22 protein-coding genes are annotated in these 26,356 nt (G+C 58.2%); 11 read left to right on the top strand and 11 right to left on the bottom strand.

Annotated features, from left to right (window positions below; genetic code table 11):
* Positions 1–456 precede the first annotated feature (456 nt).
* Together Q0Z94_RS00950 and Q0Z94_RS00955 are read left to right on the top strand one after the other, a co-directional pair.
* Positions 457–2,388, top strand: a complete 1,932-nt coding sequence (locus tag Q0Z94_RS00950; protein ID WP_298066041.1) for an Eco57I restriction-modification methylase domain-containing protein — start codon at positions 457–459, stop codon at positions 2,386–2,388.
* Between the two features lies 1 nt (position 2,389).
* Entirely contained in the window at positions 2,390–5,767 is a 3,378-nt protein-coding gene (locus Q0Z94_RS00955; protein ID WP_298066043.1) for a DEAD/DEAH box helicase family protein, read from the top strand.
* A gap of 78 nt (positions 5,768–5,845) precedes the next feature.
* Here Q0Z94_RS00955 and purB read toward each other — a convergent pair whose 3' ends face one another.
* Positions 5,846–7,144 (bottom strand): adenylosuccinate lyase, encoded by a 1,299-nt coding sequence (purB, locus tag Q0Z94_RS00960; protein WP_298066045.1) that lies wholly within the window; start codon positions 7,142–7,144, stop codon positions 5,846–5,848.
* Positions 7,145–7,588: 444 nt separating this feature from the next.
* Here purB and Q0Z94_RS00965 point away from each other — a divergent pair, with 444 nt between their 5' ends.
* Both Q0Z94_RS00965 and coaE read left to right on the top strand, forming a co-directional pair.
* Entirely contained in the window at positions 7,589–7,993 is a 405-nt protein-coding gene (locus Q0Z94_RS00965) for a PaaI family thioesterase (RefSeq protein ID WP_298066046.1), read from the top strand.
* Complete coding sequence (gene coaE / locus Q0Z94_RS00970; RefSeq protein ID WP_298066047.1) at positions 7,986–9,608, top strand: dephospho-CoA kinase; 1,623 nt, start codon at positions 7,986–7,988, stop codon at positions 9,606–9,608. The genes Q0Z94_RS00965 and coaE overlap by 8 nt, the downstream gene beginning before the upstream one ends.
* Positions 9,609–9,688: 80 nt before the next feature.
* Here coaE and Q0Z94_RS00975 read toward each other — a convergent pair whose 3' ends face one another.
* Entirely contained in the window at positions 9,689–10,954 is a 1,266-nt protein-coding gene (locus Q0Z94_RS00975) for an AMP-binding protein (protein ID WP_298066050.1), read from the bottom strand.
* Between the two features lie 283 nt (positions 10,955–11,237).
* On the opposite strand from Q0Z94_RS00975, the gene der reads away from it, so the two are divergent.
* The 3 genes from der to Q0Z94_RS00990 all read left to right on the top strand — a co-directional run bounded on the left by der (position 11,238) and on the right by Q0Z94_RS00990 (position 14,312).
* Complete coding sequence (der, locus tag Q0Z94_RS00980) at positions 11,238–12,659, top strand: ribosome biogenesis GTPase Der (protein ID WP_298066297.1); 1,422 nt, start codon at positions 11,238–11,240, stop codon at positions 12,657–12,659.
* Positions 12,660–12,774: 115 nt separating this feature from the next.
* Entirely contained in the window at positions 12,775–13,443 is a 669-nt protein-coding gene (locus Q0Z94_RS00985) for a phenylalanine--tRNA ligase beta subunit-related protein (RefSeq protein WP_298066053.1), read from the top strand.
* A complete protein-coding gene (locus Q0Z94_RS00990) occupies positions 13,440–14,312 on the top strand; it encodes an EamA family transporter (RefSeq protein WP_298066061.1) in 873 nt (290 codons plus the stop codon). The genes Q0Z94_RS00985 and Q0Z94_RS00990 overlap by 4 nt, the downstream gene beginning before the upstream one ends.
* A gap of 61 nt (positions 14,313–14,373) precedes the next feature.
* On the opposite strand, the gene hisA is transcribed toward Q0Z94_RS00990, so the two are convergent.
* Genes hisA through tatB form a run of 5 tightly spaced genes read right to left on the bottom strand, consistent with a single transcriptional unit; the run spans position 14,374 to position 17,897 of the window.
* Positions 14,374–15,108 carry a 1-(5-phosphoribosyl)-5-[(5-phosphoribosylamino)methylideneamino]imidazole-4-carboxamide isomerase gene (hisA, locus tag Q0Z94_RS00995; protein ID WP_298066070.1) on the bottom strand — a complete coding sequence of 245 codons (735 nt, stop codon included), beginning with the start codon at positions 15,106–15,108 and terminating at the stop codon, positions 14,374–14,376.
* Positions 15,105–15,740, bottom strand: coding sequence for a nucleoid-structuring protein H-NS (locus Q0Z94_RS01000; RefSeq protein WP_298066079.1), 636 nt, complete (start codon positions 15,738–15,740; stop codon positions 15,105–15,107). Before Q0Z94_RS01000 ends, hisA begins: the two co-directional genes overlap by 4 nt.
* The gene (gene hisB / locus Q0Z94_RS01005; RefSeq protein ID WP_298066087.1) at positions 15,740–16,333 is read right to left on the bottom strand and encodes an imidazoleglycerol-phosphate dehydratase HisB; all 594 of its coding nucleotides are present in this window, start codon (positions 16,331–16,333) and stop codon (positions 15,740–15,742) included. Before hisB ends, Q0Z94_RS01000 begins: the two co-directional genes overlap by 1 nt.
* Complete coding sequence (gene tatC, locus Q0Z94_RS01010) at positions 16,330–17,538, bottom strand: twin-arginine translocase subunit TatC (protein ID WP_298066109.1); 1,209 nt, start codon at positions 17,536–17,538, stop codon at positions 16,330–16,332. Before tatC ends, hisB begins: the two co-directional genes overlap by 4 nt.
* Before the next feature lie 5 nt (positions 17,539–17,543).
* Positions 17,544–17,897 (bottom strand): Sec-independent protein translocase protein TatB, encoded by a 354-nt coding sequence (gene tatB, locus Q0Z94_RS01015; protein ID WP_366517552.1) that lies wholly within the window; start codon positions 17,895–17,897, stop codon positions 17,544–17,546.
* Between the two features lie 532 nt (positions 17,898–18,429).
* On the opposite strand from tatB, the gene Q0Z94_RS01020 reads away from it, so the two are divergent.
* From Q0Z94_RS01020 to Q0Z94_RS01035, 4 genes are all read left to right on the top strand, one after another.
* A complete protein-coding gene (locus Q0Z94_RS01020) occupies positions 18,430–18,981 on the top strand; it encodes a hypothetical protein (protein ID WP_298066120.1) in 552 nt (183 codons plus the stop codon).
* Positions 18,966–19,628 carry a hypothetical protein gene (locus Q0Z94_RS01025; RefSeq protein ID WP_298066128.1) on the top strand — a complete coding sequence of 221 codons (663 nt, stop codon included), beginning with the start codon at positions 18,966–18,968 and terminating at the stop codon, positions 19,626–19,628. The genes Q0Z94_RS01020 and Q0Z94_RS01025 overlap by 16 nt, the downstream gene beginning before the upstream one ends.
* A 148-nt stretch (positions 19,629–19,776) precedes the next feature.
* Positions 19,777–20,640 (top strand): glycosyltransferase family A protein, encoded by an 864-nt coding sequence (locus Q0Z94_RS01030; protein ID WP_298066147.1) that lies wholly within the window; start codon positions 19,777–19,779, stop codon positions 20,638–20,640.
* 10 nt (positions 20,641–20,650) lie between these two features.
* Positions 20,651–21,574: a glycosyltransferase family 8 protein gene (locus tag Q0Z94_RS01035; protein WP_298066155.1), complete on the top strand. Its 924-nt coding sequence runs from the start codon at positions 20,651–20,653 to the stop codon at positions 21,572–21,574.
* 103 nt (positions 21,575–21,677) lie between these two features.
* Here the strand turns inward: Q0Z94_RS01035 and Q0Z94_RS01040 are convergent, their stop codons facing one another.
* From Q0Z94_RS01040 to epsC, 4 genes are all read right to left on the bottom strand, one after another.
* Positions 21,678–22,592: a DUF2333 family protein gene (locus Q0Z94_RS01040; protein ID WP_298066161.1), complete on the bottom strand. Its 915-nt coding sequence runs from the start codon at positions 22,590–22,592 to the stop codon at positions 21,678–21,680.
* 148 nt (positions 22,593–22,740) lie between these two features.
* Positions 22,741–23,820, bottom strand: a complete 1,080-nt coding sequence (locus Q0Z94_RS01045) for a Xaa-Pro peptidase family protein (protein ID WP_298066167.1) — start codon at positions 23,818–23,820, stop codon at positions 22,741–22,743.
* 24 nt (positions 23,821–23,844) lie between these two features.
* Positions 23,845–25,344, bottom strand: a complete 1,500-nt coding sequence (locus Q0Z94_RS01050; RefSeq protein ID WP_298066175.1) for a helicase HerA-like domain-containing protein — start codon at positions 25,342–25,344, stop codon at positions 23,845–23,847.
* Positions 25,345–25,379: 35 nt separating this feature from the next.
* Entirely contained in the window at positions 25,380–26,354 is a 975-nt protein-coding gene (gene epsC, locus Q0Z94_RS01055; protein WP_298066195.1) for a serine O-acetyltransferase EpsC, read from the bottom strand.
* Positions 26,355–26,356 lie beyond the last annotated feature (2 nt).

Genomic DNA, 26,356 nt, shown 5'->3' on the forward strand with positions numbered 1-26,356 from the left:
CTGTCTGCCGCGGGTATAACCTGCAGACGTGGGCATGTCCTCCGAAAGGAGGTAAAGCCTATGCTGCACAATCGCAGGGCAGTTGTGGCCAACACTATTGGCCGACTGCTAGCTGATTTGATCAGGTGTCTGTTTGATTAAATGAGTTCGCCCCGGTGAGAGTTCGCAGCTCTCATCGGGGCATTTACTTTGAGCTTCTCGGCGAAGCTGAGAACCCGGAGGATGTGCCCATTTACTGGGGCAGAGGGTGTTCACGCACTCCCTGCCCCTCTTTTCTGGTCATTTTTCCGGGGTATGTCAAGCACCTGCGGTGTGCTTGTGCTGCCTGGTCTGCGGCCATGTCTGCGCTAGGTTTGCGGTTGACGGGCCTGGGAAAAAGAGGGTACAGCCTGAAACAGAATACGTGTTTCATGTGGCGGGACGGGCTGCCGGTAAAGGGCGCAGAGGAAGGGCGTTGTGTGCAGGGAAGCGCAGAAGGAAATAGTCAGATTGCATGGCATGGGGCTTCTGCCTCGGCTGCTCACGGATAAGACATCAAGAGGAAATATCATCTGGGCGACAGACGTGTACAGCAGCCTTGGCGAGGAGTACCGGCGCGAAAGGGAAATCACGCCTGAACTGCTTGTCCGGGAACCGTTCCGTCTGATGAGCCGCGCCGAAAAGGCCCGTGACGCCCAGGCGGAGCGCACCAAAGCCCATGCCGAAGTGTTCACGCCGCGTTGGGTCGTGAAAATGATGAACGACTATCTGGATGCGGAATGGTTCGGCCGCGAGGGTGTTTTTGACGCGGAGAGAGTCGTTTTCCCCAAAAGGAAAAGGTGGCAGCGCTACGTTGATTCCCGCCGTCTGGAAATCACCTGCGGGGAAGCTCCCTATCTGGTGAGCCGCTATGATGTCGCGACGGGTGAAGACGTGCCAATGGCGTCAAGGGTGGGCATTCTGGACCGCAAGCTGCGGGTGGTGACCGAGAACACGGCTGACGATGATGAATGGCTGAAATGGGCCTTCAGGGCGCTTCAGGCAACCTACGGGTACGAATTCCAGGGAGACAACGTGCTTCTGGCACGGCTGAACCTGCTGCTGACGTTCTGCGAGTACATGCAGACCAGGCTGAAGCGGGAGCCGGTCGAAGAGGAGTATCGGAAGCTGCTGCGGATTGCTGCCTGGAACATCTGGCAGATGGACGGTCTTTCCGGGCTGATTCCCTACTCCAGGGAGCCTCAAAAAGCTGTGCAGCTCACTTTTTTTCCTGTGAAGAACGATGATGAGCCAAAAGGCCCGGAGAAGCCGCCCTGCCGGATTTTTGACTGGCGGGCAAATTGTAGTGTGGAATACAGAAAAGTTCATGGGGGGATCAGGGGTATGAAATTTGATTTTATCATCGGGAATCCGCCGTATCAGGAGGAAGATGGTGGAGCATCAGCGAGTGCAAAACCGGTTTATCAGTATTTTGTAGATGGCGCGTCGAGGGTAAGTGAATCCTATTGCCTAATTATGCCTTCGAGATGGTATGCAGGAGGCAAAGGATTAGATGAGTTTAGAAATAAAATGTTGGAGGACATTCACGTAAAAGCCCTCCACGATTTTCCAAATACAAATGACATGTTTCCGAATGTAAATATTCGCGGTGGCGTTTGTATTATTCAGTGGGATAGTCGCTATGATAACAGCCTTAATGGTACGAAGATTGTCGTCCATGAAGGGAAAAATGAGCACGTGTCGATGCGTCAGTTGAAGTATAAAGATATTGACATCTTTATCCGAAATTTTCAGTCCATTGCCGTTTTGGAGAAGACGAAAACAGACAGCGAACAAGATAATATGGCGCAGCATGTTTCTCCGCGTAGACCGTTTGGCATCGGGTCAGATTTTTCAAAAAGCGATGCTTTTCACAAGGAGAGCACAGATATGAAACAACCAGTTGCATGTGTTGGAAAACGGCGTCAAGTTGGATATGTCGAATATGATAATGTGGTTGCTCATAGAGAATGGATAAATGTTTGGAAAGTATTCGTTCCAAGAGCTAATAACATAGGAACAGAGCTGAACGATGATAATCTTAACTCGTTTGCGGAAGAACCGGGCGTCATCTGTACAGAGGCTTACATTGTGGTAGGAATGGATTTGAACTTGGATAAACAGTCTGCAAAAGCTCTTGAAAAGTATTTGCAGACACGATTTGCAAGATTTCTCCATTCTATTGCAAAAGCCAGTCAAGATGCGTCTTCAAAAACATATAGATTTATTCCAACGCAAGATTTCACCTCTGCCTCCGATATCGACTGGTCGAAGTCTGTCCCGGAAATCGACCGGCAGCTCTATAAAAAATACGGTCTGGACGAAAAGGAAATCGAGTTCATCGAAACCCATGTCAAGGAGATGAACTGATATGGCCATGAAAACGAAGGATTGGATCAAAACCTCGTCCAAAGTTGAGCCAAAGATCTATGCGTACACGACGCCGGGCGTTGCCTACCATGACGGCTATATCAAGATCGGGTACACAGAGCAGGATGTTAAGAGCCGGATCGACCAACAGACCCGCACTGCAGGCATAAAGTACAAGTTAGAATGGGATGGCCGTGCCGTCTATACCGACGGCTCCAAGGAACCCTTCCGGGATACTGATTTTCATGTCTATCTCAGGCGTGTGGGCGTTAAGCAGCCTCAGGACGAGGGGAACGAGGATTTTCCCCCGGCGGACCGAAATGAATGGTTCCATATCGGGCCTGATGAATCAAAGGGTCATTTCATCAGGTTCTGTTCCAATCATGGCGTCCTGCGGGATGATCTTCATGCTATCTCATCCTATCTGCTGCGTGAGGAACAAGAAGAGGCTGTCCTGCAAACGGTGCAGTATTACAAGACCCATGAGGGCGGCGAGTTCCTTTGGAATGCAAAGCCAAGATTTGGGAAAACACTGTCCGTTTATGATTTCATCCTGCGAACCAAAGCTCAGCGGGTTCTTGTGGTGACCAACAGGCCGGCCATCGCCCATTCCTGGTATAGTGATTATGAGCGTTTCATCGGGCGTAAGAACCGCTATTTTTTCGTGAGACCGATTTTTGATGTCAAAAGAGAGCCTCTGACCATCAGCTATGAGGAGTATTTGTCCACGGAGGAAGACCGGGCAGAACGCTTTTCCAATGCTCAGCCCATGGGGCTTATCGAATTCGTGTCCCTGCAGGACTTGAAAGGCGCCTTACGTTTTGGCGGCAAATATGACAAGCTGCAGGAGATTGAGGACATTGATTGGGATCTCCTGGTCATTGACGAGGCCCATGAGGGAGTCGATACAGAAAAGACGGACTTCGCTTTCGACCGTATCCACCGCAGCTTTACGCTGCACTTGTCCGGGACACCGTTTAAAGCGCTGGCCAATGCCACGTTCCCAGAGGACGCTATTTACAACTGGACCTATGCCGACGAGCAAAGGAAAAAGGCTGAATGGTCCGGATCCGGCGAGAATCCGTATGCCCCGCTGCCGAAGCTGAACCTGTTCACCTACCAGATGAGTCAGATCATCATGGATGAGCTGAAGCAGGGGATAGAGATAGAGGGTAACACGGAAGAATACGCGTTTGACCTGAACGAGTTCTTTGCCGTCAACAATGGGCGTTTTATTCATGATGAAGCAGTCGATAAGTTTCTTGACGCCCTCACCACGCAGGAGAAGTTTCCCTTCAGTACGCCGGAGCTGCGCAATGAGCTGCGGCATACCTTCTGGTTGCTCAATCGTGTTGAATCCGCCCGTCTGCTTGCAAGAAAACTGGAAAAGCATCCCGTCTTTTCGGAGTATACAATCGTGCTTGCTGCCGGCGATGGAAGACTGGACGACGCTGACGCGACCAAGGAGTCTTACGACAGGGTGGTCGAGGCCATAGCAAAGTCTGACAAGACCATTACGCTTTCTGTGGGGCAGCTGACAACGGGCGTCACGATTCCTGAATGGACGGCGGTCCTGATGCTCTCCAATGTCCGGTCACCGGCGCTCTATATGCAGGCTGCTTTCCGGGCACAGAACCCGTGTCTTTTCCGAACCGGGGATAGCTGGTATCGTAAGGAGAACGCCTATGTGTTCGACTTTGATCCGGCAAGGACGCTGGTCATTTTTGAACAGTTCGCGAATGACCTTTCCCGTGATACTGCGGCTGGGCGCGGAGATGTGGATGCCAGGAAACGACATATCCGTGAATTGCTGAATTTCTTCCCTGTGGTAGGCGAAGACGATGACGGCGAAATGGTTGAGCTGGACGCCGAGAAGGTTCTGTCCATTCCGCGCAAGATAAAATCCGTGGAAGTGGTCCGGAGCGGATTTATGTGCAATTTCCTGTTCCAGAACATCAGCGGCGTGTTTCAGGCCCCGCAGGAAGTGCGTGAGATTATCGACCAGTTTAAGCCGGTGTCAGAGTCGTTCAACAGAGGCAGCATTGACACCAGCCCCATGGAGGATGTGCCGCTGGACGACAACGGCGACGTGGTCCTGAGCGATGAACATGTTGTTGGTTTGACACCTGACGTTTTCGGCGAAAAAATTTACCGTGAAATTGAAGCTGACGTTTCTGAAACTATCCAGGCAGTGTCTGTGGGGATCGGGGAGAAGAGGCCAAGCGAAATTGAAGCCATTAAAGAAAAGCTGCGGAAGAACATTGTTGCTCCTGTTGTCCAAAAGGCAAAGGAACATTACGGTAGCGATATGCGAAAATCCGATGAACGCCAGCTTGAACGGGTCTTGAAAGTAGACACCGACCGTGCCGTCAATAAGGTGTTCGGGAATTACAATATCGAGCATCGTACCATTGAGCTGGAACGGGAGCGTGCTCTGAGGAAAGCCAAGGAGGAAGGGGCGACGCCCAGGCAGATCGAACGGCTTAATGCTGCCCATGACGAAAAGCAGAAGAAAGCCAGAGAGAGCCTTGAAACGGAGCTGATCGATACGATGCACGGTCTTGTCAAGAGTACGACGGAAACTGCGGTCAAGACCATGGAGACCAATGTAAAGACACGGCTGAAAGAAAGTATCGAGGATGACATTCGTGACCACCTGCGCGGGTTCAGCCGGACAATTCCATCGTTCCTGATGGCCTACGGGACGGAGAAGGTGACACTGGCAAACTTTGACCAGCTGATCCCCGATAAGGTGTTCCGTGAGGTTACCGGTATTTCCCTGGACCAGTTCCGTATGCTGCGTGACGGTGGAGACTACATCGACAAGGAGACAGGGGAGACGAAGCACTACTACGGCCACCTCTTTGATGAGACCGTGTTCGACGATTCTGTCCAGGAGTTCCTGCGGAAAAGGGCTGAGTTGGCGGATTACTTCGACGAGAGCCACACCGAGGACATTTTCGACTATATCCCGCCGCAGAAAACCAACCAGATTTTCACGCCGCGCCGGGTCGTGAAAAAGATGGTGGATGCGCTGGAACAGGAGAATCCGGGGTGCTTCGATAACCCGAACCACACCTTTGCCGACCTGTACATGAAGTCCGGCCTGTACATTACGGAGATTGTGAAGCGGCTCTATAACAGCCAGGGGCTGAAGGCAGCCTTCCCTGACGACAGGGAGCGTATTCTCCATATTCTGCGCAAACAGGTGTACGGCATGGCTCCTACGCGGATTATTTACCTTATCGCCACAAACTACATTCTGGGCTTTGATGAGGAGCTGAAGGCCGAGACCAGGAATTTTGTCGAGGCCGATGCGGCGGAGGCTGCAAAGAACGGGACACTTCAGGACCTGGTGAACCGGCATTTTGCAGGCTGAACCGCCGGAAGGCTTCCCATACGCCAAAGCCCCCGCAGCGGAAGCTGCGGGGGCTTTGGCGTACGCGGGAGGACGGGATTACTTTTCCGCCAGCACACGCGCAATAATGTCGCTTTCAAAGCGCGTGTAGTGCTTGAGGTCGAAGAGGGCGTCGAGTTCGGCGGGGGAGAGGTGCGCCTGAATCTCTTCGTCGGCGCGGATGAGTTCGGGGAAGGGCTTGCGGGTTTCCCAGCTTTCCATGGCGCGCTTCTGGACGACCACATAGGCCTGCTGGCGGGGCATGTTCTTTTCGATGAGCGCGGTGAGGACGCGCTGGGAGAAGAACAGGCCGTAGCTGCCCCAGAGGTTGCGTTCGATGTTTTCGGGCAGGAAGCGCAGGCCGTTCAGCAGGCGGGTGAGGCGGTGCAGAACGTAGTCCATGAGTATGGTGGAATCCGGCGTGATGATGCGTTCCACAGACGAATGGCTGATGTCGCGTTCGTGCCACAGCGCCTGATCTTCGAGAGAGGCCAGGGCGTTGGCGCGGATCACGCGGGCAAGGCCGCACATGTTTTCCGCGGAAATGGGGTTGCGCTTGTGCGGCATGGCGGAAGAGCCTTTCTGCCCCTTGGCAAAGCCTTCTTCCACTTCATGCACTTCCGTGCGCTGGAGGTGGCGCAGCTCGATGCAGAGGCGGTCCACGGTTCCGGCGGCAATGGCCAGAGACGTGAAGAAGTGGGCGTAGCGGTCGCGCTGGACGATCTGCGTGGAGATGATGTCCGGCTTGAGCCCGAGCAGCTCACAGGCGCGGGCTTCGATGGCCGGGGTGACAACGGTGTATGTGCCCACGGCTCCGGAGATCTTGCCGGTGCGTATATCTTCAATGGCGTCGGCAAGGCGCTTCCTGCCGCGCAGAAATTCGGCGTAGAATCCGGCGAATTTGTAGCCGTAGGTGGTGGGTTCGGCATGGATGCCGTGGGAACGGCCGATGCAGACCAGCCCCTGATGTTCGCGGACAATCTTTTCCAGGGCGGCGAGCACGAGGTCGAAGTCTTCAAGGAGCATACGCCCGGCCTGTACCATCTGCAGGGCCATGGCTGTGTCCACGATGTCGGAGGAGGTGCAGCCCAGGTGGATGAAGCGGGCCGAAGGGCCGATCTTTTCTTCAAGGAAGGTCAGGAAGGCGATGATGTCGTGGCGGGTGACCTGCTCGATGTCCAGTATTCTGTCCACATCGAAGTCCACGTCCGCAAGAATGTTCTTCAGATTCGCGTCAGGGATGACGCCTGCTTCGTTCCAGGCGCGGCAGACGGCCTGCTCGACCTTGAACCAGCAGCGGTAGCGGTTTTCCAGAGTCCAGATAGCGGCCATTTCCGGCCGGGAATAGCGATCGATCACAGATACCTCTCTGTATCGTTGCCGAAGCCTGCGGCTTCGCTGTGTATTGCGGGGGAGTGCGCATACCGCGGAAAGCGGTTTTTGCAAACAGGAAAAGGCGTGCCCGCCAGAAGCCGGCACGCCGGAAAATAACCGCGTCAGGAAACGGCGCGGACGCCGGACTTACTTCCTGGCGGCCGCCTGAGCTTCGTGGATGCGTTCCTTGATGCGCTGGGCACGGCGATGGCGGCGGCGCTGCAGTTCCTTGGCACGTTCGATCTTCTTATGGGCCATGAGATTGCTCCTTCGTAAAGATTACTGGATGTCTATAAACTTTCCCGTCCGCTCTGTCCAGTGGCGGAGGGGCGGAAAACGGGCGTTTTTCCGGGCTGCGCACCGCCTTGTCAGAAGGGGGGCGGGCGCGTATTCTCCTGGGCATGACGGCAAAGCGGGGAGAGGAGACGCATGGACGCTTTTGAAACAGAGACTGGCACGCTGGACGCACTTCTGGGGATAGTGTGCGAAGACATCGGTCCGGACGGGCACTGCGTGCTGTCCATGCCTCTGGACGGACGGCACAGGAACCTCATGGGCGCGGCCCACGGCGGGAGTATCTTCACCCTTGCGGACAACGCCTTTGGCCGGGGCTGCCGCGCCGCGGGGCTGCTCTGCGTCACGGCGCAGGCGTCCATTTCCTATCTGCGGCCCGGGCTTGCGGGGCCGCTTCGCGCCGAGGCCCGGCCCGTGAAACTCGGCCGCAGCCTTGCCGTGTACGATGTGCAGGTTTTTGACGGCGGGGGAGCGCTCATTGCCAGGGCCGCCGTGACGGGCCATGTCCAGGAACGTTTTGACACGGGCGAACATGTCTGAACAGGAATTTTTTGCTTTCGATGACGAAGGCCCGCTTGCCGGCGAGGAGCGGCGCTGCTTTTCCATCCCGGACAAGGCGCACGGGGAGCGGCTGGACGCCTTTCTGCGCTCCGTGACAGGGCTGTCCCGCAGCCGTGTCAAGAAAACGGTGGAACAGGGCGGCTGCCTTGTGGACGGACGGCCCTGCCTCAGCCCGGACGCTCGTCTGCGGACGGGGCAGACGCTGGAATTTGCCCTGCCCGGGCCGTCCGATGTGGTCACGCCGGAAGAAGGGCCGCTGGACATCGTGTACAGCGATGCGGATATTGCCGTTGTCAACAAGCCCGCGGGCCTGACCATGCACCCCTGCCCGAGCTGTCCTTCCGGCACGCTGGTGCACCGTCTCCTGGCGCGCTTTCCTGTCCTCATGCAGCAGGAAGGCCCGCGCCCGGGCATAGTCCACCGCCTGGACAAGGACACGTCCGGTCTGGTGGTCATTGCCCTGTCTGAACGGGCGCGCCTGCGCCTTGCCGAAGCCTTTGCCGCACGGGAGGTGCACAAGACCTATCTGGCGCTGACGCGGGGCATTCCCCCGCAGGAAGGCGGGAGCGAACAGCCCATAGGCCGCCACCCCGCGCTGAAGACGCGCATGGCCGTAGTCCCTGTGGAGCGCGGCGGGCGGGAGGCGCGCACGGCCTGGAAGACGCTTTACGCCGCGCCCTCAGGCCGGTTTGCGCTTTTGGCAGTGCAGATCTTCACGGGGCGCACGCACCAGATCCGCGTCCACATGGCGAACCTTGGCCATCCGCTCTGGGGGGATGCCGTGTACGGGCCGCGTGATGCGGAAGACCCCGCCCCGCGGCAGATGCTTCACGCCTGGAAGCTGGAATTTCTGCACCCGGTCACGGGGAAGGCTCTGGCCTTTCAGTGCCCGCCGCCGGAGGACATGCCCAGGGCCATGCTGGCGCTGGAACGGGAGACGCAGCGCCTTATCCTCACGGGGACGCCCGGCTGCGGGAAATCCGCGGTGCTGGAGCGCTTCAGGGCGCGGGGTGTGTCCGTGTGGAGCGCAGACGCCGTGGTTGCGGAACTCTACAGCCCGAAGTCCGACGGCTGGTACCTCATGCGCCAGCGCTGGGGCGACGCCTTTTTCCGCGAGGACGGCAGCGTGGATCGTGCGAGGCTCACAACATTGCTTGCCGAAACGCCCGGGATGCGGCGCGAGCTGGAGCGCCTCATCCATCCCCTGGTGCGGGCTTCCATGGAGCGTTTTTTTGAGCAGGAGACCAAAGCCCGCCGCCCCGTGGCCGCTGCGGAAGTCCCGCTCTGGTTCGAGACGGGCTGGCCGCGGCCGGAAGGCGCAAACATCGTGGTGATCACCTGCCCGGACGCCGTGCGCCATGCCCGCCTTTGCCGGACGCGGGGCTGGAACGTGGAGAAGATCGCCGCGGTGGAAAGCTGGCAGTGGTCTCAGGAAGAAAAAGCCGCCGCTGCGGAGCTGACCCTGTCCAACGCGGGTTCGCTGGAAGACCTGGACCGCGGAGTGGAAGCTCTTTTTTGCACGCTGAAGGAGCGGGGCAAGGCCCGTGAACAGGAGCGGCTGACCCTGTGGCGCGGGCTGTGGGACCGGCGCTGAAATTTTGCGCAGACGAAAAGGGGCGGCCCCGAAGAGCCGCCCTCAGAAAGAATCCGTGCCGGAACATCCATGCCGGAAGATCAATCCCAGACGCGCTTGTCCTCGATGGGCTTGATCTGCGGAGGCAGGCTGCCGGGCGTGAGGATGCGCAGTTCCGGGCGCAGCTTGATGCGTTCGCGGAACATGTGCTGAAGTTCTTCCTTGCGCTTGAAGCTGCTGGCCTCGATGTAGAGCACCATTTCGTCCACGCCGCCAGGGTTGGTGACTTCGATCTGCCAGCGCTTGATTTCCTCAAAGCGGGCCATGACCTGTTCCACCTGATGGGGGTAGACGAACAGACCCTTGATGCGCGCCGTGGTGTCCACGCGGCCCACGATGTTGCCCAGCCGCGGGCTGGTGCGGCCGCAGGCGCAGGGCGTCCGGTCGATGTAGGAGAGATCGCCCGTGGCCAGACGGATGAGCGGATAGGTCTTGTTGAAGGCCGTGACCACCACTTCGCCCACTTCGCCGTCCTTCAGCGGGATGCCGGTGTCGGGATGGCAGATTTCCACATAGCAGCGGTTGGAGATGTGCAGGCCGCTCTTCTGGAAGCACTCGTAGCCGATACAGCCAACGTCGGCCGTGCCGTAGCCCTGGCGCATGACAATGTCGTACTTCTTTTCAAGCTGATTGCGTATCTTTTCGGAGAGGCGTTCGCCGGTGACGAAGGCAACTTCCAGGAAGAGATCCTTGCGCAGGTTAAGCCCCTTTTCCTCGGCTCTCTGGGCAAGGTGCATGAGGAAGCTCGGCGTGCCCACATAGCCGGAGACGCGCAGCTTCTGCATGATGTCAAGCTGGGTGGCGGCGTCGGTAGGGCCGGCGGGGATGGAGGCGCAGCCCAGGTTGCGCAGAGGCTCTTCAAAGATCAGGCCGGCGGGCGAAAGGTGGTAGGGCAGCGTTACCTGCACGGTGTCGCCGGGGCGGAAGCCCACGGAATAGAAGGCTTCCGTGTAGCCCCAGTAGTCGTCACTGCGGTCTTCAGGGTCGAAGATGGGGCCGGGGGACAGGAAGACGCGGTGCAGTTCGCCAATATCCTTGGTGAGCAGCCCGCCCAGACGCGGACCCATGGTCTGAAGAAAGATGAGTTCCTTCTTCTTCAGAATGGGGATGTGCTTGAGGTCGGCCAGCGTCTTGAATTTTTCGACGTTGAACTGGGCGCGGTCGAAACGCTTCTTCACGTCTTCGGAATAGCGGTAGGCGTAGGAGAGCAGGTCTTTCAGCTGGATGAGGTTGTACTGGCGGCGTTCGCTTTCGTCGAGTACTTCGCGCCGGCTGTAGATGCCTTCCGTGCGGTCTTTACGGGTCATGGACAGGCTCCAGAAAGGGGATGCTGTGGTTTGGATGCAAGAAAGGGTTCTTATAGCCAATCCGTGAAAATATTGCAAGGATTTTTTTATTTTTTCATTTATTTCAAATAGTTATAAGATATATTTTCCCGCTTGATTTCCCACGCGCAGAAAGGGTATGGTGCAGGCACGGGCTGCGGCTTGCCTGAGGCGCAGTCGTTTTTCCTTTTCGCCCCTTTTCCCTGCGCCGGCCTCACCGCGGCTTCGGCGATGTTTTTTTTGAGGTTGAAGCCCAATGATGCCGATGATGCCGAAAGTCGTTCTTCTGGGGCGCCCCAACGTGGGCAAGTCCACCCTGTTCAACCGTCTCATCCGCAGCAATCGCGCCATTACCCACGACCGGCCGGGCGTCACCCGCGACCGCATGGAAGGCGTGGTGCGTTCCCGCTTCGGGCGGGATTTCGCCCTGGTGGACACCGGCGGCATCACGCTGGACAGCCATCACGCCGTGGCCGAAGGGCCGGCGGGCATACGCGGCTTTGAGGCCGAAATTCTACGGCAGGCGGAGATCGCCCTCAAGGAAGCGGACGTCGTCTGCATGGTGGCGGACGGGCGCGACGGGCTTATGCCCTTTGACGAACATCTGGCTTCCTACCTGCGCCGCTGCGGCAGGCCCGTGCTCCTGGTGGTGAACAAGGTGGACGGCGCGGAAAGGGAAGACGTGATGCTGGCCGAATTCCACGGCCTGGGCTTCCCGCTCATCGCCTGTTCCGCCGAACACGGCCATAACCTCCGTGCGCTGGAGGAAGAGATTCGGGACATGCTTCCCGAAGCGGACGATGCCGCGGAAGAGGAAGAGCGCCCGGCTGAAGAGCTGGAGGCCGCCCAGGATGCGCCCGGCGTGCGCCGCCGCAGGGTGACGGATCACATGCGCCTCTGCCTTCTGGGGTGCCCCAACGCGGGCAAGTCTTCCATGACCAACGCCTTTCTTGGCGAGGAGCGCATGATCGTGAGCGATCAGGCCGGAACCACCCGCGACAGCGTCGATGTTTCCATGCAGAGGGGCGGCCGCACCTATACCTTTGTGGACACCGCGGGCGTGCGCAGGCGTTCGCGCATTACGGACACCGTGGAGCGCTTTTCCGTGAATTCCTCACTGAAGAGCACCACCAAGGCGGACGTGACCCTTCTGCTCATCGATGCCGTGGAAGGGCTGACCGCGCAGGACAAGCGCCTCATCGAGCTTCTGGACGAACGCAAAACGCCCTTTCTCATCGTGGTGAACAAGATCGACCTCATTCCGCTGAAGGCACGCACCGCTCTCATGCGCGACTTCAAGGAGACCCTCGGCTTCTGTTCCCATGTGCCCGTGGTGCCCGCGTCGGCGCGTACCGGCGAGGGCCTGGACAGGCTCATTCCGCTGGCGGAACGCATCTACGCCGAATGCGGAACCCGCGTTTCCACGGGCCTGCTCAACCGCGCCATGGAAGAGACGCTGGCCCGGCATCAGGCTCCCGTGGTGCGCCGCGTGCGCCCGAAGTTCTTCTACCTCACCCAGGCGGAGAGCGAGCCGCCCACCTTTGTCTGCTTCGTGAACGATGCCGGCAGGGTGGCCGAATCCTATGTACGCTACCTGGAAAAATCCCTGCGCCGCATCTTTGGCATCAGGTACGCGCCCATGCGCCTGCACCTGCGTTCTTCCCACGAAAAGAAGGAAAGGAAGTGAGAGGCGGTTTTCCTGCAGGCGTCCCGCGTCTGCGCCTTGGCTGCGACCGAATGTTTGACCGCGCCCCCTGCGACCGACTCTGTGACCGATGATCCTGTGAAGGACCCGAAGCCTCATGGAAGCTCCCGTTATTGCCATTGCTGAAGACCTGCGTACGCTTTGCCCGGAATGCCGTCTGGGCTGGCTGACGTTTTCCGCCGTTCCCCGTGAATCCGGCGTGGAGATGGACGCCTGCCTCGGCCTGCTGCTTCCAGAACTCAAGGCCGTGCTGGAGCAGACACCCCTTGCCGATATGCCGAATCTGGGGGAATCCCGCCGCGCGTACAAGGCCTGCGGCAAAGACCCGGGCCGCTGGCGCGTCTCTTCGGAGGCTCTGTACCGCCGCGTGCGTCAGGGACGGGAGCTGTACCGCATCAATACCGTGGTGGACGTGAACAACCTTGTTTCTCTGGAAACCGGCTTTTCCCTCGGCTCCTACGACAGGGACCATCTGGGCCGTGCGCTGGTTCTGCGGCGCGGTCTTGCCGGGGAGAGCTACGACGGCATCGGCAAGGGCGCCGTTGACCTCGAACACCTGCCCCTGCTCGCCGACGAACACGGGCCTGTGGGCAGCCCGACCAGCGATTCCACCCGCGCCATGATCACGGGAGAGAGCCGCCGCATACTTACGCTTATGTACAGCTTTTCGCCGCTCAGAGAGCTGGAACGGGCCGTGGAACTGGCCGCCGCACGCTTTTCCGCACTTGCCGGAGCGGAAGATCTGCACAAGGGAATCCTGGCATGAACGTGAATGACGCCCGCTTCTGGAAGGGCACCCTTTACTGCCTGCTTGCCGCGCTTGTCTGGGCGTCCATCGCCCCCGCGTCCCGAGCCTGCTTTGAAGCGGGCATGAGTCCCACTTCCGTGGGCTTCTGGCGCATAGCCATGGCCAGTGTCTGCTTTCTGATCCACGCCGTTGTGCGCCGCGAATTCAAGCCCAGCCTCCGCGATGCCGCCGTCATCATGTTCTTCGGGGCCGTTTCCGTCAGCCTTTTCGTGATCACCATCCAGATTTCCATCCAGAAGAGCGGCGGCGCCATGGCCATCATTCTGCTGTTCACGGCTCCGGCATGGGTGGCCCTGTTCTCACGCCTGTTCTTCAAGGAGCAGCTCACGGGTTCACGGCTTTTTGCCATGGCCATAGCCATGCTGGGCACGGCACTGGTCTGCGCGGCCGGCAGCAGCCTGGGCACGGGCGAGTTCTCCTGGCTGGGCATCTTCTGCGGGCTGGCCTCCGGCTTCTTCTACGGCCTGCAATTTCCCTTCTTCGTCTGGTGGAAGGACAAGTATTCCACGGCCACGCTCTTTGGCCTGAGTTTCAGCGCGGCGGCCATAGTCATGTCCGGCTTTGCCGGACCGCTGCCCCTGGAGAATGTCAAGGGCATGAGCGCACTCCTCATCCTTGGCATCCTGTCTTCCTATCTTGCCTATTTTCTCTACGGGCTGTCCCTGCGGCTCATTTCTCAGGTGCAGGCGGCGATTCTGGGCAACCTTGAGCCTGTGGCGGCCACACTGCTTTCCTGGTGGCTCTGGGACGAAAATTTTTCATTTATTGGCTGGGTGGGCTGCGCCCTCGTCATCGGCTCCGTGCTTCTGCTCACGGTGAAGCGCTGAAAAACGCAAAAAGCCTCCGAAGCAGCAGCTCCGAAGGCTTTGCCCTGCTGTTTTTAACGCTTCAGCCCTGCGCGCGTATCCAGGCTATGGCCTCGGGCAGGTTCAGCGTTCCTTCGTAGATGGCCCGGCCGGAAATGGCCCCCTGCAAGCGGGCATGGACGCTGAGCGGATACAGTGCCTTGATGTCGTCCAGCGTAGCAACGCCCCCTGCGGCAACCACGGGCACGGGGCTGACTTCGGCCAGATGCTGCAGCATGGGCAGGTTCACGCCGCTTTGCATCCCGTCGCGGGCGATGTCGGTATAGATGATGAAGGCCGTGCCGTCGTCCACCAGCCGCGGCAGGACTTCATCCACCGTAAGCCCTGCGTCCGCAACCCAGCCGCGTGTCTTGAGCCGCCCGTCCACAGCGTCCAGAGAGACGCCGATGCGCCCGGGGAAGAGCGCGCACAGGCGGGCGTAGGCTTTGGGAGCTTCAAGGGCCAGCGTGCCGATGATGAGCCGTTCCACCCCGGCGTCGAACCACAGCCGGGCCGCGCTTTCATCGCGCACACCGCCGCCCAGTTCCACGGGAATGTCGAGAGCCTTGCAGATTTCGGCCACCAGTGCGGCGTTTACGCTGCGGCCCTGAAAGGCCCCGTCCAGGTCGATGAGGTGCAGCCATTCCGCACCCTGTTCCTGCCAGTGCAGCGCCGCGGCAACGGGATCCTCGTTGAACACCGTGGACTGATCGGCCTTGCCCTGCTTGAGGCGCACGGCCTTGCCGCCCTGGAGGTCCACTGCGGGAAAAATAATCATAGACCGAGTTCCTCTACGGCCTTGGCCATGCCTTCCGCAGCCAGCTCCTGCGCGGTGAGCCATTTGCCCTTGCGTTTGAAGAAGGAAAGGATCCTGGTCACGTCGTTTGCCAGGGCCTTCTGCTCTGCCGCGAAATGGCAGCGCTGAAGCAGGGTCACGGGTTCGCGGGCGTCGATGAGGTAGAAATCTTCGTTCACGGAAGCCGGACTCAGGGCGCCGGCGCCGCTGCCCACACGTTCGCGCAGGTCGATGAGCTGCGGAACCACGATGATGTCCGCGCCCGCGGTTCTGGCCCGTGCCGCCCACGTTGCCAGCGCACTGCGGCGGCCGCGGGCATCGAGGGCCGGTTCGCCGTCCACATCGGCATGGCTCAGGAAGATGTAGGGGCGCTTTGAAGCGGCGAGCTTCTGCCGGAACGCCTCATCCAGTGCGGCGAGAGTGTCGGCATCGGCCTTGACCTGATCTTCGGGGATGAAGCCGGAGAGCAGTTCCGCCGTCTGCCGGGGCTGGGTGAACGGCGCAACGGCCACGGACAGATCGTCCGTGATGAGGCGCTGGGGAGCTTCCGCCTTCTGACAGGCGGCGAGCAGGGAGAAACAGAAAAGGAGAAGCAGAAAACGAGGATAGCGCATCAGTCTAAACTCCCCTTGGTGCTGGGCGTGCGGCTGCCGCTTATGTGCACGGCCTGAGCCAGGGCAAGGCCCAGCCCCTTGGCCGCGGATTCCAGCAGATGGTGTCCGTTCTTTCCGTAGTGGAAGGTGATATGCAGATTGCACTGAGCCGTGGACGCAAAGGCCTTGTAAAATTCCCGCCACACGTCCTTTTCCTCACGGGCGATGACGCCGGGCAGCAGTTCGTCCCCGCGGTACTCCAGCCAGGGGCGGCCGGAAAGATCAACGGTCACGTCGGCCAGGGCTTCATCCATGGGAACGCGTGCCCAGCCCGCGCGGGCTATGCCCTGCCGGTCTCCCAGCGCCTGCCGCAGCGCCTGCCCCAGGCAGAGGCCCGCATCTTCGGCGGTGTGGTGTGCGTCCACGTGCAGATCTCCGGTGCAGACAAGGGTGAGATCAAAGCGCGCCCAGAAGGCGATGAGCGTGAGCATGTGGTCGAACATGCCGAAGCCCGTGCTCACAGACGTGCGGCCTTCGCCGTCCAGATTCAGTTCCAGCCTGACGGAGGTCTCGGCGGTCGAGCGCGAGACTCCGGCAAAACGCGGTTCGTTCATGAGGACTCCTTCTCTTCGGAAGCGTCTTTGGACTCTTTTTTGCGGTAGGCGGCCGCGGCGACATAAATGCTTACTTCATAGAGCAGAATCATGGGCAGGGCCATGAATACCTGAGAAAACACGTCAGGCGGGGTGAGTATGGCCGCCACAATGAAGATGGCAAGGATGGCGTATTTTCTGGTTCGGCGCATGAAGTCGGGTGCGAGCAGTCCAAAGCGGGCCAGAAAATAGGCGAAGAGCGGCATCTCGAAGACCACGCCGAAGGCGATGAGGAGCTTGAGCGCGAAGCTCAGGTATTCCTCAACGGAGATCATGGGCACAATGGCATCCGTGGCAAAGCCCATGAAGAACTGAAAGGCGATGGGGAAGACCAGCAGGAAGCAGAACGAAGCCCCGGCCACGAAGAACAGGGAGGAGAAGAAGGCCAGGGGCAGGACGGCGCGCTTTTCTTCGCGGTACAGGCCGGGCGCGATGAAGGCCCAGAGCTGATAGAAGGAAAACGGGCTGGTTCCGAACAGCGAGGCCACCAGAGCGACCTTCATGTAGGTGAAGAAGGCTCCCTGCGGCGAGGTATAGACCAGCTTGCTGCCTTCGGGCAGACAGGCACGCAGCGGTTCGGAAAGCCAGGCGTAGAGCTGTTCCGAGACGCCGTAAAAGGCCACAAAGCCCAGAATGACGATGATGACTATGCGGAACAGGCGTCGGCGCAGTTCGTTAAGGTGTCCCATGAGGGACATGGGCACGTCGTCCTCTGCGCCTTCGTCCCCGTCTTCACTGTCATCAACGTCCGGTGCAGCGGGGGCGGGGTCCTTCGCGGTGCCGTCCTCCGGCCAGAGCGCGGGCTGATGGTGAAAGGCCGCGAAGTCCGGGACGTCGTCCTTGGGCGCGGGAGCGTCCGGGACAGGGGCTTTGCCGTCTTCCGCCGTGCCTGGCGCAGCAGGAGAAGTTTTGTCTTCCGGCGCATCAGGAGCATTGGGCAGGGCAGCGGCTGGGGAAAGGGACTCTTCGCCGCCTTGCGGGGGCGTCTGTTCTGCTACTTCGGCGGGTACGGCCTCCGCTCCGGGCGTGTTTTGCTGAGAGGGTGCTTTTGCATCGGGTTTGAAGACGTGACCCGTGGCCGCGGCGGAAGCCGCATTGCCATAGAACGCGGCCATGTCCGCGCTGTTCGGGCTGTTCTCGCCGCTGGAATGTTCTTTGCTTTCCATGACGTTCACGCCTTGTTCTCTTCTTCCGGAGCGGGAGCTGCCTGATCCGAAGCCGGCTTTTCTGCAGTGGGAGAGGATGGCTCTTCGGCACGGGCGGCTTGAGCGGCTTTGGCCTTTGCCGCTTTTTCCTTCTCTTCCTCGAAGGCGATCTCGGTGTTGAGCGTGCGCTGAAATTCCGTGGAGACACGGCGGAATTCGCCCATGAGCCGGCCGAACTTCTGCGCCATTTTGGGCAGATTCCTGGGGCCGAGCACCAGAAGCGCGACGATGAGTATGACAAGAAGTTCCGTGCTGCCTATGCCGAACATGGCCGCCCCTCCGACAGGGCATCCATGCCCGCCGAAGCGGAGGCGAGACATGGATCATTTTTTATTCCGATATGTTACCAGTATCCTTGACGATGGGCCGGCGGTGCTGCTGCACACCGCCGCCACCCACGGGACAACGATACCTTGAATGGGCGCATCTTGCAAGAAAGGACCATCGTGCCGCAGAGGGCAAGTCTGACGGTCAGGCCTTTGCAGAGAGCCGGGGAACTTGCGGCCGCTACGCCTTGACGACTTTTGACTTTCCTGCCCTTGTTTGATAGCAGTTTGAAAAACGGTATGATATATTGTGTCAGGCGGTTGGGGCCTGAAGGAAGAGACAGCTGGTTCGTACCCGTACCATTCTTCACGAGGGAATGGTTATGATGAAAACCAGGCCTTGTTTTTTCAGGTAGTCTCGGTGAAGCAGGAGGCAGTCGGGGGTACGGCTCAAGCCGTTGCTGACAGGAATTCCCGGACTTCAGGCGGAGACAAGTGTCAATTTGGTTTGAAAAAGTGAAAAGCTGCACCGCGTGAAAAGAAGAAGTTCATTAACTGAAATAAAACTGCGAGGCATAGAAAAAATATGAAAATTCTTTTTACCGTTGCCTTTTTAGACGGGCTGCACGGGTCTGTAAAGCATGTGCTCGAGTACAGTAGTTTTTTTGCTTCTAAAGCAGAAAAGAATGAAGTTTTTGTGGCTACAATTTTTTTCAGTGATAAAATAAGAAAAAAGTTTACGGATAGAGGTATAAATGTTTGCACTATTGATGAAATAAATATTGAAAATTTCTACGATATTGTTTTTGCCTATCATTTTCCTGTCATAGAAGCTCTTTTACATAAAGGATTAAACTGCAAAAAACTTATCCTTGGAAGTCTCTCAAGTTTTGTCGACATAGAAACTTTTCCTCTGTGGTGGCCTGCTGCTTCAATGCGCACGGTTATAAGTGAAGAATGTAAACAAGCTCATCATAAAAAGTACGGTATTCCTCTTGAAAGTATGTATGTCGTTGAAAATTCTATTCCTGATGAGTTTTCAGTCTATCCACCGGTATACAAACATACCCCCCCCCCCCCCCACACACACACACACATACACTCCATCACACCAGCCGTTGTATGCCATGCAGAATAGCCGTTATTTCAAATCATATTCCTGAAGAACTGATAAAAACAAAAAAAATATTAAAAAAATATAATATAACACTGGATTTGATAGGGAATGGGCAAAATATATATGTTGATATTACTCCGCAGATATTATCAAAGTATGATTTGATTATAAGTATTGGTAAAACAGTTCAGTATGCGTTAGGTATGGGTATTCCTGTATATGAATACGATTATTTTGGAGGAAATGGCTATATTAATAAAAATAATATTAATGAGGAAGCATATTATAATTTTACTGGACGCCCGAAATGCAGGCGTTTATCTCCTCAGGATATCGTCCATGAAATTATTGATGGCTATGATGAGGCCGTCAGTAATGCCTTTGAGCTGAAGGAAATTGTATGTAAACGGTTCTTGTTATCTGCTCAAATTGACACTTTATTTGAAGTTATTGAACGTAGTCCAGATTTTTCAAAAGAAAAAATAGATGATATCCGATATAATTATAAACTTGACATAGTTCATGGTAAAGCTTTTTATGCATGGATATTGGGGAAGAATGACGTTTATGTAAAGGAAAGACTGGCGTTGTTTCTCCATTTTAAAGATATCATGGAGCTTTTTCTTCTTTATTTGAAAAAGAAAATTAAAAAGATAGTAAGGTTTTAAATTTTAATGATCTAAATTGCGAACCTGAGGTTTTTACGCTTTTTAGGAAACACGTTCAACGCTTGCTTGTTTTATATGGACAGGTGTGATAGGAGTTCTTTCCGTCATTAAGTGGGAAGCCGCTGTAAAAATTGAAGAGATACCCGCCATGTCTAGAGTTTCCATACTTATGCCTGTGTACAATACCAGGCCGGAATTTCTGCGTGAAGCCATAGACAGTTTGCTTGCGCAGACGTTCACGGATTTTGAGTTCCTCATCCTCAACGATGCCTCCACCGATCCGCAGGTGGAAGAGGTGGTGAAGTCCTACACGGATCCGCGCATCGTCTATGCTGTGAATGAGCGCAATCTCGGTATTTCCGGCGCACGCAACCGCCTGCTGGATATGGCGCAGGGCGAATACCTCGCCGTCATGGATCATGACGACATCTCCCTGCCGGAACGTCTGGAAAAGGAAGTCGCCTTTCTGGATGCTCACCCTGAAGTGGGAGTTGTTGGTTCGCTGGCCTTGAACTCAGCGACCGGCAAGGTTGACTCCCGTCCGGAAAAAGATGTCGAAATCAAGAAAATGCTCATGGTTGACTGTATGCTGCGTCATCCGTCCTGCATGCTTCGCCGTTCTGTCCTGGAAAAACACAGGATTCGCTATGAGGCTCTGTATTCTCCGGCTGAGGACTATGCCTTGTTTGCCCGCCTTGTGCCGGTCACGCAGTTCGCCATTCTTCAGGAAGAACTCCTTCAATACCGTTCATGGGATGGGAATACCACCGCGAAGCAATCTCATCGGATGGCGTCAGCAGCCGAGGGCGTTCGACTGTTCCTGCGCCGTGACAATCCTGAAATCTGGGCTATGGCGCAATACCATATAAAAAAGAAGGATAGTATCAAGATTTTTGGGATTACCGTGCTTCGTGCGGAGCATACTTTTCAGTATGACGAATGGAAACTTTTCGGTATGCTGCCCCTTTTAAAAATTAAACACCGTCCCACGGGACTGCGGAATCTGTTCTGACGAGAAGTGCATGAAGATCCATGTCTGTTTTTCTTCCGATGATAACTACGCCCAGCACCTGGCGGTGGCGCTGGCCTCCATCCTTCATCACAGGAAGCCGGCAGATGAGTTGACCATTATCGTCCTTGACGGCGGTATCGGCGAAGAAAATAAGCGCCGGCTGCAAGCTGTGGCCGATGCTGGAGAGGCTGAACTGCAATTTTTATCCATAGGAGAAGACGCCTTTAGGGATGCGCCTCTGCACACACAGGCCGGCGGCGTGACGCATGTCACGCTGGCTACCTATTACCGCCTGCTTCTTCCAAGTCTCCTTCCCGATGTTGATAAGGTGATCTATCTGGACGGGGATCTGGTCTGCCGTTCCAGTCTGGCAGAACTGTACGGGCAGGATATGGGACAGGACTGGGTGCGCGGAGTGGTAGATATAGATGAGCGCAGCCATGCGCAGCGCCTGGGACTTGAACATTATGTCTGCGCCGGGGTCATTCTTGTCAATCTCCGTGCCTGGCGGGAACAGGGCGTCCAGGAGCAATGTATGGAATTTCTGCGCGACCATGCGGATCGCATCGTTCTCCACGACCAGGACGTGCTCAACGTTGTGTGTCAGGAGCATCTTTCCTATCTGGACAGAACCTGGAACGCCCAGGCCTGCGAGACGAGGCAGGGAAAGAATTCCGGCTTCAACGATCTGGCGCGGACAGCGAACATCGTTCATTTCATCGGCGGCCGCAAACCGTGGCATCCCGGCTGCCGCCATCCGTATCGGAAAGAGTATTTCCGTTATCTGAAGCTGACGCCGTTCAGTGGCTTTGTCCGCCAGTACCGCCGCGCCTGCCTGCGCTGGTTTTTCTGGCACACGAAGTATTCCCACGGCCGGAAACGCTGGTACGCGCTTGGGGTGCGTGTCTGGCAGAAAGACATGCAGCAACGTTGAAAGAAGCGAGCGCCCACGGTTTTGCCGCGGGCGCTCGCTTTCTGTCTCATGCAGGCTTTTGCTTAGGCTCCGGCCTTGACGAAGCCGTGTTCTGTGGGCGCGGTCAGATGCGCAGGCTGTCCCGAATGTCTTCGAGGCGGTTACGGGCGAAGAGCAGGTAGGAGATAATCAGCTCTCCGGAATTGAACGAGGAAGTGATGTACAGGGGATCGTAGTCGCAGATGAGATCCATGTAGTGCATGGCGGCTTCCATGTTCTTCTCGTTGTTCTTGTCGCGGATTTCGGGATAAAGTTCATACATGGTCTTCAGGTAGTCGCGCACCACGAGGATGACGCCCTGTGCTTCATAAACGCGGTTGTCCAGGGTGTAGAAGGGCAGAGCCTGGCTGTTGTTGAGCAGCCCTAGAGCGTAGCCGAACACCGTCTCGCCGAGGATGACGTTGAACGCGGAATAGATGTCGTCAGTGCGGCAGTTGTACACAGCCTTGCCTTCGAGCAGTGCGGCCTTGTACTTTTCGGCGAGGGAAAGGGCCTTCTTGTAGGATCCCTCTGCCGAGGGGATGAAGAGCATACCCCAGCGCTGAGGACTGATGGCCAGATAGTTGAGGCGGGCGTTGTAGAGCTGGTCGTTTTCGCGGTCGCTGTTGCCAAGTTTGGCAATGACGGTGGAATAGTGGTCGAAGAGCATCTTCGTGGCCACATAGGAACCAAACTGCCGGTAGGCCCTGTTGTCGATGAGCCAGCGGTTGAACAGAATATCGTTGGCCGTCCAGCCGAGGGTGGAATCCAGCTCTTCGGACAGTCGGTTGGTCAGGGACGAGAGCAGTGCCACACCCTTTTCCTGTTCGGTCATATTGTCCTTGACCTCGGCCTGATACACGGGGAACTTTACGGGATCAACGAGCGTGTAGAGCTTCTGTGAACCCCACAGCGCAAAGAGTATGCCCACGAAGAGCAGAACCTGAATGGCAAGCGTCTTGCCAACGATGACGAGGTGTCGTTTTTCGGGATGCAGCATGGGTTCTCCTGAAACGGTTTGCCGAAGGAGCGTCCTTCGCGGGGTAGGGCCGAAGCCGCGCATGAGTGTTCCGGCGCGGCGTTTTTTTTCTATATAAACATTTTTTCGCGTTCGTCCAGAGGCGGCACGGGAGGGGAACTCCCGGGCCTTACAGGACGCGGCAGCCGTCCTCGGTGATGACGGCCATGTGTTCCCAGCGAGCACCGCCCCAGCCGGGGAAGTACAGGCCCGGCTCTATGGTGACGATCATGCCGGGCTGAAGCGGCTCCGTGGCGCGGGGGCTGAGGCGCGGCGCCTCGTGCGTCTCCAGTCCCACGCCGTGACCCAGCGCGTGGGTAAAGAAGCGCTCCATGCCGCAGGCGGCGAAACTGTCCACAGCCACCTTGTGAATTTCTCTGCCGGAAACGCCCGGGCGCAACGCGGCGATGGCCTTCTGCTGCGCCTCCTGAACGCGGTGCAGCATTTCGCTGAAGCGCGGCGGGGGCGTTCCGCCGATCCAGAACGTGCGCGTCTGGTCGGAGCAGTAACGGTCGAGGCGGCAGCCTTCGTCCACGAGGACGTGGCAGCCTTCACGCAGCAGGGCAGGCTTGTCCGGAGCGTAGTGGGGCAGAGCGGCGTGTTCATCCACGGCCACGATGGAAGGGAAGCTCAGCTCCGAGGCCCCGTGTTCGCGGTAGAATTTTTCAATGGCCCAGGCAATCCCGGCTTCGTCCTGTCCGGGCGTAAGCACGGAAGGCAGCCAGGCCAGCATACGGTGATTGAGCGCTACAGACGCGGCGATGAGGCGGATTTCGTCCTCGTCCTTGACGGCGCGCAGTTTTTCCACCAGCCCGTCGGCGGCTTCGAGTTTCAGGCCTGGTTCCAGACGTTCAACGAAGGCGTGGGAAAGGTGTCCGGCTTCGATGCCGATGGCGCCCGTGCTCCCGCACAGCTTTTTGAGCAGCCCGTTGATTTCTTCTGAGGAACTGCCGTAATAGATGAAGAGGCGTTCCCGCTCCCAGAGCAGGGCGGCGGCTTCCTCGTAGCGGGAATCCGTACACAGCCAGTCCTTGCCGTCAGCCATGACGATGAGGCAGCCGGAGCTTTCACTGCACTGGCAGTCGTGCAGTTCAAAGCCGGAGAGGTAGAAGCGGTTGGCGGGCTGGCTCACCAGGAGGGCGGTGAGGCCCCTTTCATACATGAGGCGGCGCAGTTTTTCCCGCCGGACTGCGAAGGAAGGCTGTTCCATACTGACCTCTGACAAGGGGAAGGCTCAGCGCCTGCCGCCGAAAATGCCGCCCAGCACACCGCGCAGGATGGTGCGGCCCAGTTCTCTGCCAATGGCGCTGGTCATGGAGCGTGTGGCCTGCTTCGCCGCGCCTCTGGCGACTTCCTCCCAGAGGCTGCGTTCTTCCTTCCTGCCCCGTGCCGGGCGAGCCTCGGCCTGCTCCCGGCGCTGTTCCTGTTCTCTTGCCAGAAGTTCGTAGGCGGATTCCCGGTCCACGCTCGTTCCGTAGAGGCGCTGCATGGGCGAAGCGGCGAGAATTTCCCGGCGTTCTTCGGCTCTCAGAGGGCCGGATCCGCCCTCCGGCGGCAGAATGAGCGCACGTTCAACGACGGCAGGCGCGCCCTTGGCATCGAGGAAGGAGACCAATGCTTCGCCGGTGCGCAGTTCTGCAATGACGCGCTCGGTGTTCATGGCCGGATTGGGGCGGAAGGTCTGAGCCGCGGCACGCACGGCCTTCTGATCACGCGGGGTGAAGGCGCGCAGCGCGTGCTGGATGCGGTTGCCGAGCTGTGAAAGCACGGAGTCGGGAATGTCATCGGGGTTCTGGGTGACGAAATACACGCCCACGCCCTTGGAACGGATGAGGCGCACCACCTGTTCGACTTTCTCAAGGAGTACGGCGGGCATGTTCGTGAACAGAAGATGGGCTTCGTCAAAGAGCAGGACGAAGCGGGGCTTGTCGGTATCACCCGCTTCGGGCAGGCGTTCGTAAAGCTCGGAAAGCAGCCAGAGCAGCACGGTGGCGTACAGGCGCGGCTGGAGCATGAGGCGATCCGAGGCCAGGATGTTTACATAGCCGCGTCCGGAAAGGTCGGTGCGGAAGAGGTCTTCCAGCGCCAGCGCGGGCTCGCCGAAAAAGGCTTCCGCCCCGGCGCCTTCCAGACGGGTCAGGGCGCGCAGCACGGCTCCGGCACTGGCGCCGGAGATATTTCCGTAGCTGAGAAATTCGCCGCGGTTTTCCGTCATCCAGGTGATCATGCTGCGCAGATCCTTGAGGTCGAGGAGCAGCAGTCCCCGTTCATCGGCGATGCGGAAGGCGATGTCCAGAAGTCCGCTCTGCACCTCGTTCAGTTCCAGCAGGCGGGAGAGCAGGGCGGGTCCGAGGTCGCTGACCGTGGCCCGCAGAGGGTGCCCCTGTTCGCCGAAGACATCCCAGAAGCAGACGGGCCAGGCGCGGTTCTCGTAGCCTTTTGCGCGCAGGCCGAGTTCGTCCACGCGGGCAGCCACGCCGCCGGAAGGCGCACCGGGCCGGCAGAGTCCGGCGAGGTCGCCCTTCACGTCCGTGAGCAGGACGGGAACGCCCAGGGCACTGAAACTTTCCGCCAGATTCTGCAGGGAAAAGGTCTTGCCCGTGCCCGTGGCCCCGGTGATGAGACCGTGGCGGTTGGCCATGCGCGCCTCCAGGCAGAGTTCGCGTCCATCGGGCCGGAGCGTGGACGGATCTTCGGCGGCGGCGAGAAAGAGTCGGCGGTCGGAAGTCAGCATGGGCAGCTCCTTGCGGTCAGAGGGGAAAAGGACGTTTATTTCCCGGCCTGTTCGGATTCGGCGTTTCCGCGGAGATGCTCTCCGGGTTTGGCTTTGGAGCCGGACTGCACGATGCGGCTGTTCGGGGGCACGCTGTGGGTGAGCCAGACGTTGCCGCCGATGACCGAGCCGGCGCCGATGGTGATGCGGCCGAGGATGGAGGCTCCGGCGTAGACTGTGACGTTGTCTTCCAGAATGGGATGGCGGGGAATGCCCTTGACGAGGGTGCCGTCGGAGTTCTTGGAGAAGGACAGAGCCCCCAGCGTCACGCCCTGATAGAGGCGGCAGCCCGTGCCGATGATGCAGGTCTCTCCGATGACCACGCCGGTGCCGTGATCGATGAAGAAGTTGGAGCCGATCTGTGCGCCTGGGTGGATGTCGATGCCGGTATGGGAATGCGCCATTTCCGCAATGATGCGGGGGATGATGGGCACGTTGAGTTCGTAGAGGACATGCGCCACGCGGTGGTGGATCATGGTGAGCATGGAAGGATAGCAGAACACGGTCTCGCCGGGGCTGGTGGCCGCGGGGTCTCCTTCGTAGGCGGCACGGGCGTCCTCAATGAGCATGTCGCGGATCTCTGGTATGCGCTGCATGAAGCGCATGGCCATTTCACGCGAGGCCACATCGCAGCCGCGGCAGTCGTTCACATAGTCGGCGCAGGCGAAACAGCCGCCGCGGTGTATCTGCTCGGAGAGCAGGCGGAGAATGGAATCGAGATTGGCGGCCACATGGTAGCGCAGGGATTCGCGGTGTACCTGCGAGGTGCCGAAGTAGCCGGGGAAGAATACGGCCTTCAGGCGTTCCATCATTTCCCTTAGGACATCGCGGGAGGGCAGGGGCGTGGTGCAGTCCTTGGGGGAGAGCACCTGCGCCAGTGCTTCCGGGCGGCAGAGCGCGTCGGTGATGTCTTCCAGTTCACGGATGCGGGACAGGGTGACGTCCTTTGGGGCGGAGCGGCAGGGGGTCATGT

Source organism: uncultured Mailhella sp., from assembly GCF_947631555.1.
Classification (GTDB): Bacteria; Desulfobacterota; Desulfovibrionia; order Desulfovibrionales; family Desulfovibrionaceae; genus Mailhella.

What these genes read in the sequence shown, in the direction of transcription:
- Q0Z94_RS00965 (WP_298066046.1), top strand. Translation starts at nt 7,589, where the DNA reads ATGGACGCTTTTGAAACAGAGACTGGCACGCTGGACGCACTTCTGGGG.
- hisA (WP_298066070.1), bottom strand. Translation starts at nt 15,108, where the DNA reads ATGATTATTTTTCCCGCAGTGGACCTCCAGGGCGGCAAGGCCGTGCGC.
- Q0Z94_RS01040 (WP_298066161.1), bottom strand. Translation starts at nt 22,592, where the DNA reads ATGCTGCATCCCGAAAAACGACACCTCGTCATCGTTGGCAAGACGCTT.
- Q0Z94_RS00990 (WP_298066061.1), top strand. Translation starts at nt 13,440, where the DNA reads ATGAACGTGAATGACGCCCGCTTCTGGAAGGGCACCCTTTACTGCCTG.
- Q0Z94_RS00985 (WP_298066053.1), top strand. Translation starts at nt 12,775, where the DNA reads ATGGAAGCTCCCGTTATTGCCATTGCTGAAGACCTGCGTACGCTTTGC.
- Q0Z94_RS01045 (WP_298066167.1), bottom strand. Translation starts at nt 23,820, where the DNA reads ATGGAACAGCCTTCCTTCGCAGTCCGGCGGGAAAAACTGCGCCGCCTC.
- Q0Z94_RS01020 (WP_298066120.1), top strand. Translation starts at nt 18,430, where the DNA reads ATGAAAATTCTTTTTACCGTTGCCTTTTTAGACGGGCTGCACGGGTCT.
- coaE (WP_298066047.1), top strand. Translation starts at nt 7,986, where the DNA reads ATGTCTGAACAGGAATTTTTTGCTTTCGATGACGAAGGCCCGCTTGCC.
- Q0Z94_RS00955 (WP_298066043.1), top strand. Translation starts at nt 2,390, where the DNA reads ATGGCCATGAAAACGAAGGATTGGATCAAAACCTCGTCCAAAGTTGAG.
- Q0Z94_RS01035 (WP_298066155.1), top strand. Translation starts at nt 20,651, where the DNA reads ATGAAGATCCATGTCTGTTTTTCTTCCGATGATAACTACGCCCAGCAC.
- Q0Z94_RS01000 (WP_298066079.1), bottom strand. Translation starts at nt 15,740, where the DNA reads ATGCGCTATCCTCGTTTTCTGCTTCTCCTTTTCTGTTTCTCCCTGCTC.
- tatC (WP_298066109.1), bottom strand. Translation starts at nt 17,538, where the DNA reads ATGGAAAGCAAAGAACATTCCAGCGGCGAGAACAGCCCGAACAGCGCG.
- Q0Z94_RS01050 (WP_298066175.1), bottom strand. Translation starts at nt 25,344, where the DNA reads ATGCTGACTTCCGACCGCCGACTCTTTCTCGCCGCCGCCGAAGATCCG.
- tatB (WP_366517552.1), bottom strand. Translation starts at nt 17,897, where the DNA reads ATGTCTCGCCTCCGCTTCGGCGGGCATGGATGCCCTGTCGGAGGGGCG.
- der (WP_298066297.1), top strand. Translation starts at nt 11,238, where the DNA reads ATGATGCCGAAAGTCGTTCTTCTGGGGCGCCCCAACGTGGGCAAGTCC.
- hisB (WP_298066087.1), bottom strand. Translation starts at nt 16,333, where the DNA reads ATGAACGAACCGCGTTTTGCCGGAGTCTCGCGCTCGACCGCCGAGACC.
- Q0Z94_RS01025 (WP_298066128.1), top strand. Translation starts at nt 18,966, where the DNA reads ATGCCATGCAGAATAGCCGTTATTTCAAATCATATTCCTGAAGAACTG.
- epsC (WP_298066195.1), bottom strand. Translation starts at nt 26,354, where the DNA reads ATGACCCCCTGCCGCTCCGCCCCAAAGGACGTCACCCTGTCCCGCATC.
- Q0Z94_RS01030 (WP_298066147.1), top strand. Translation starts at nt 19,777, where the DNA reads ATGTCTAGAGTTTCCATACTTATGCCTGTGTACAATACCAGGCCGGAA.
- Q0Z94_RS00975 (WP_298066050.1), bottom strand. Translation starts at nt 10,954, where the DNA reads ATGACCCGTAAAGACCGCACGGAAGGCATCTACAGCCGGCGCGAAGTA.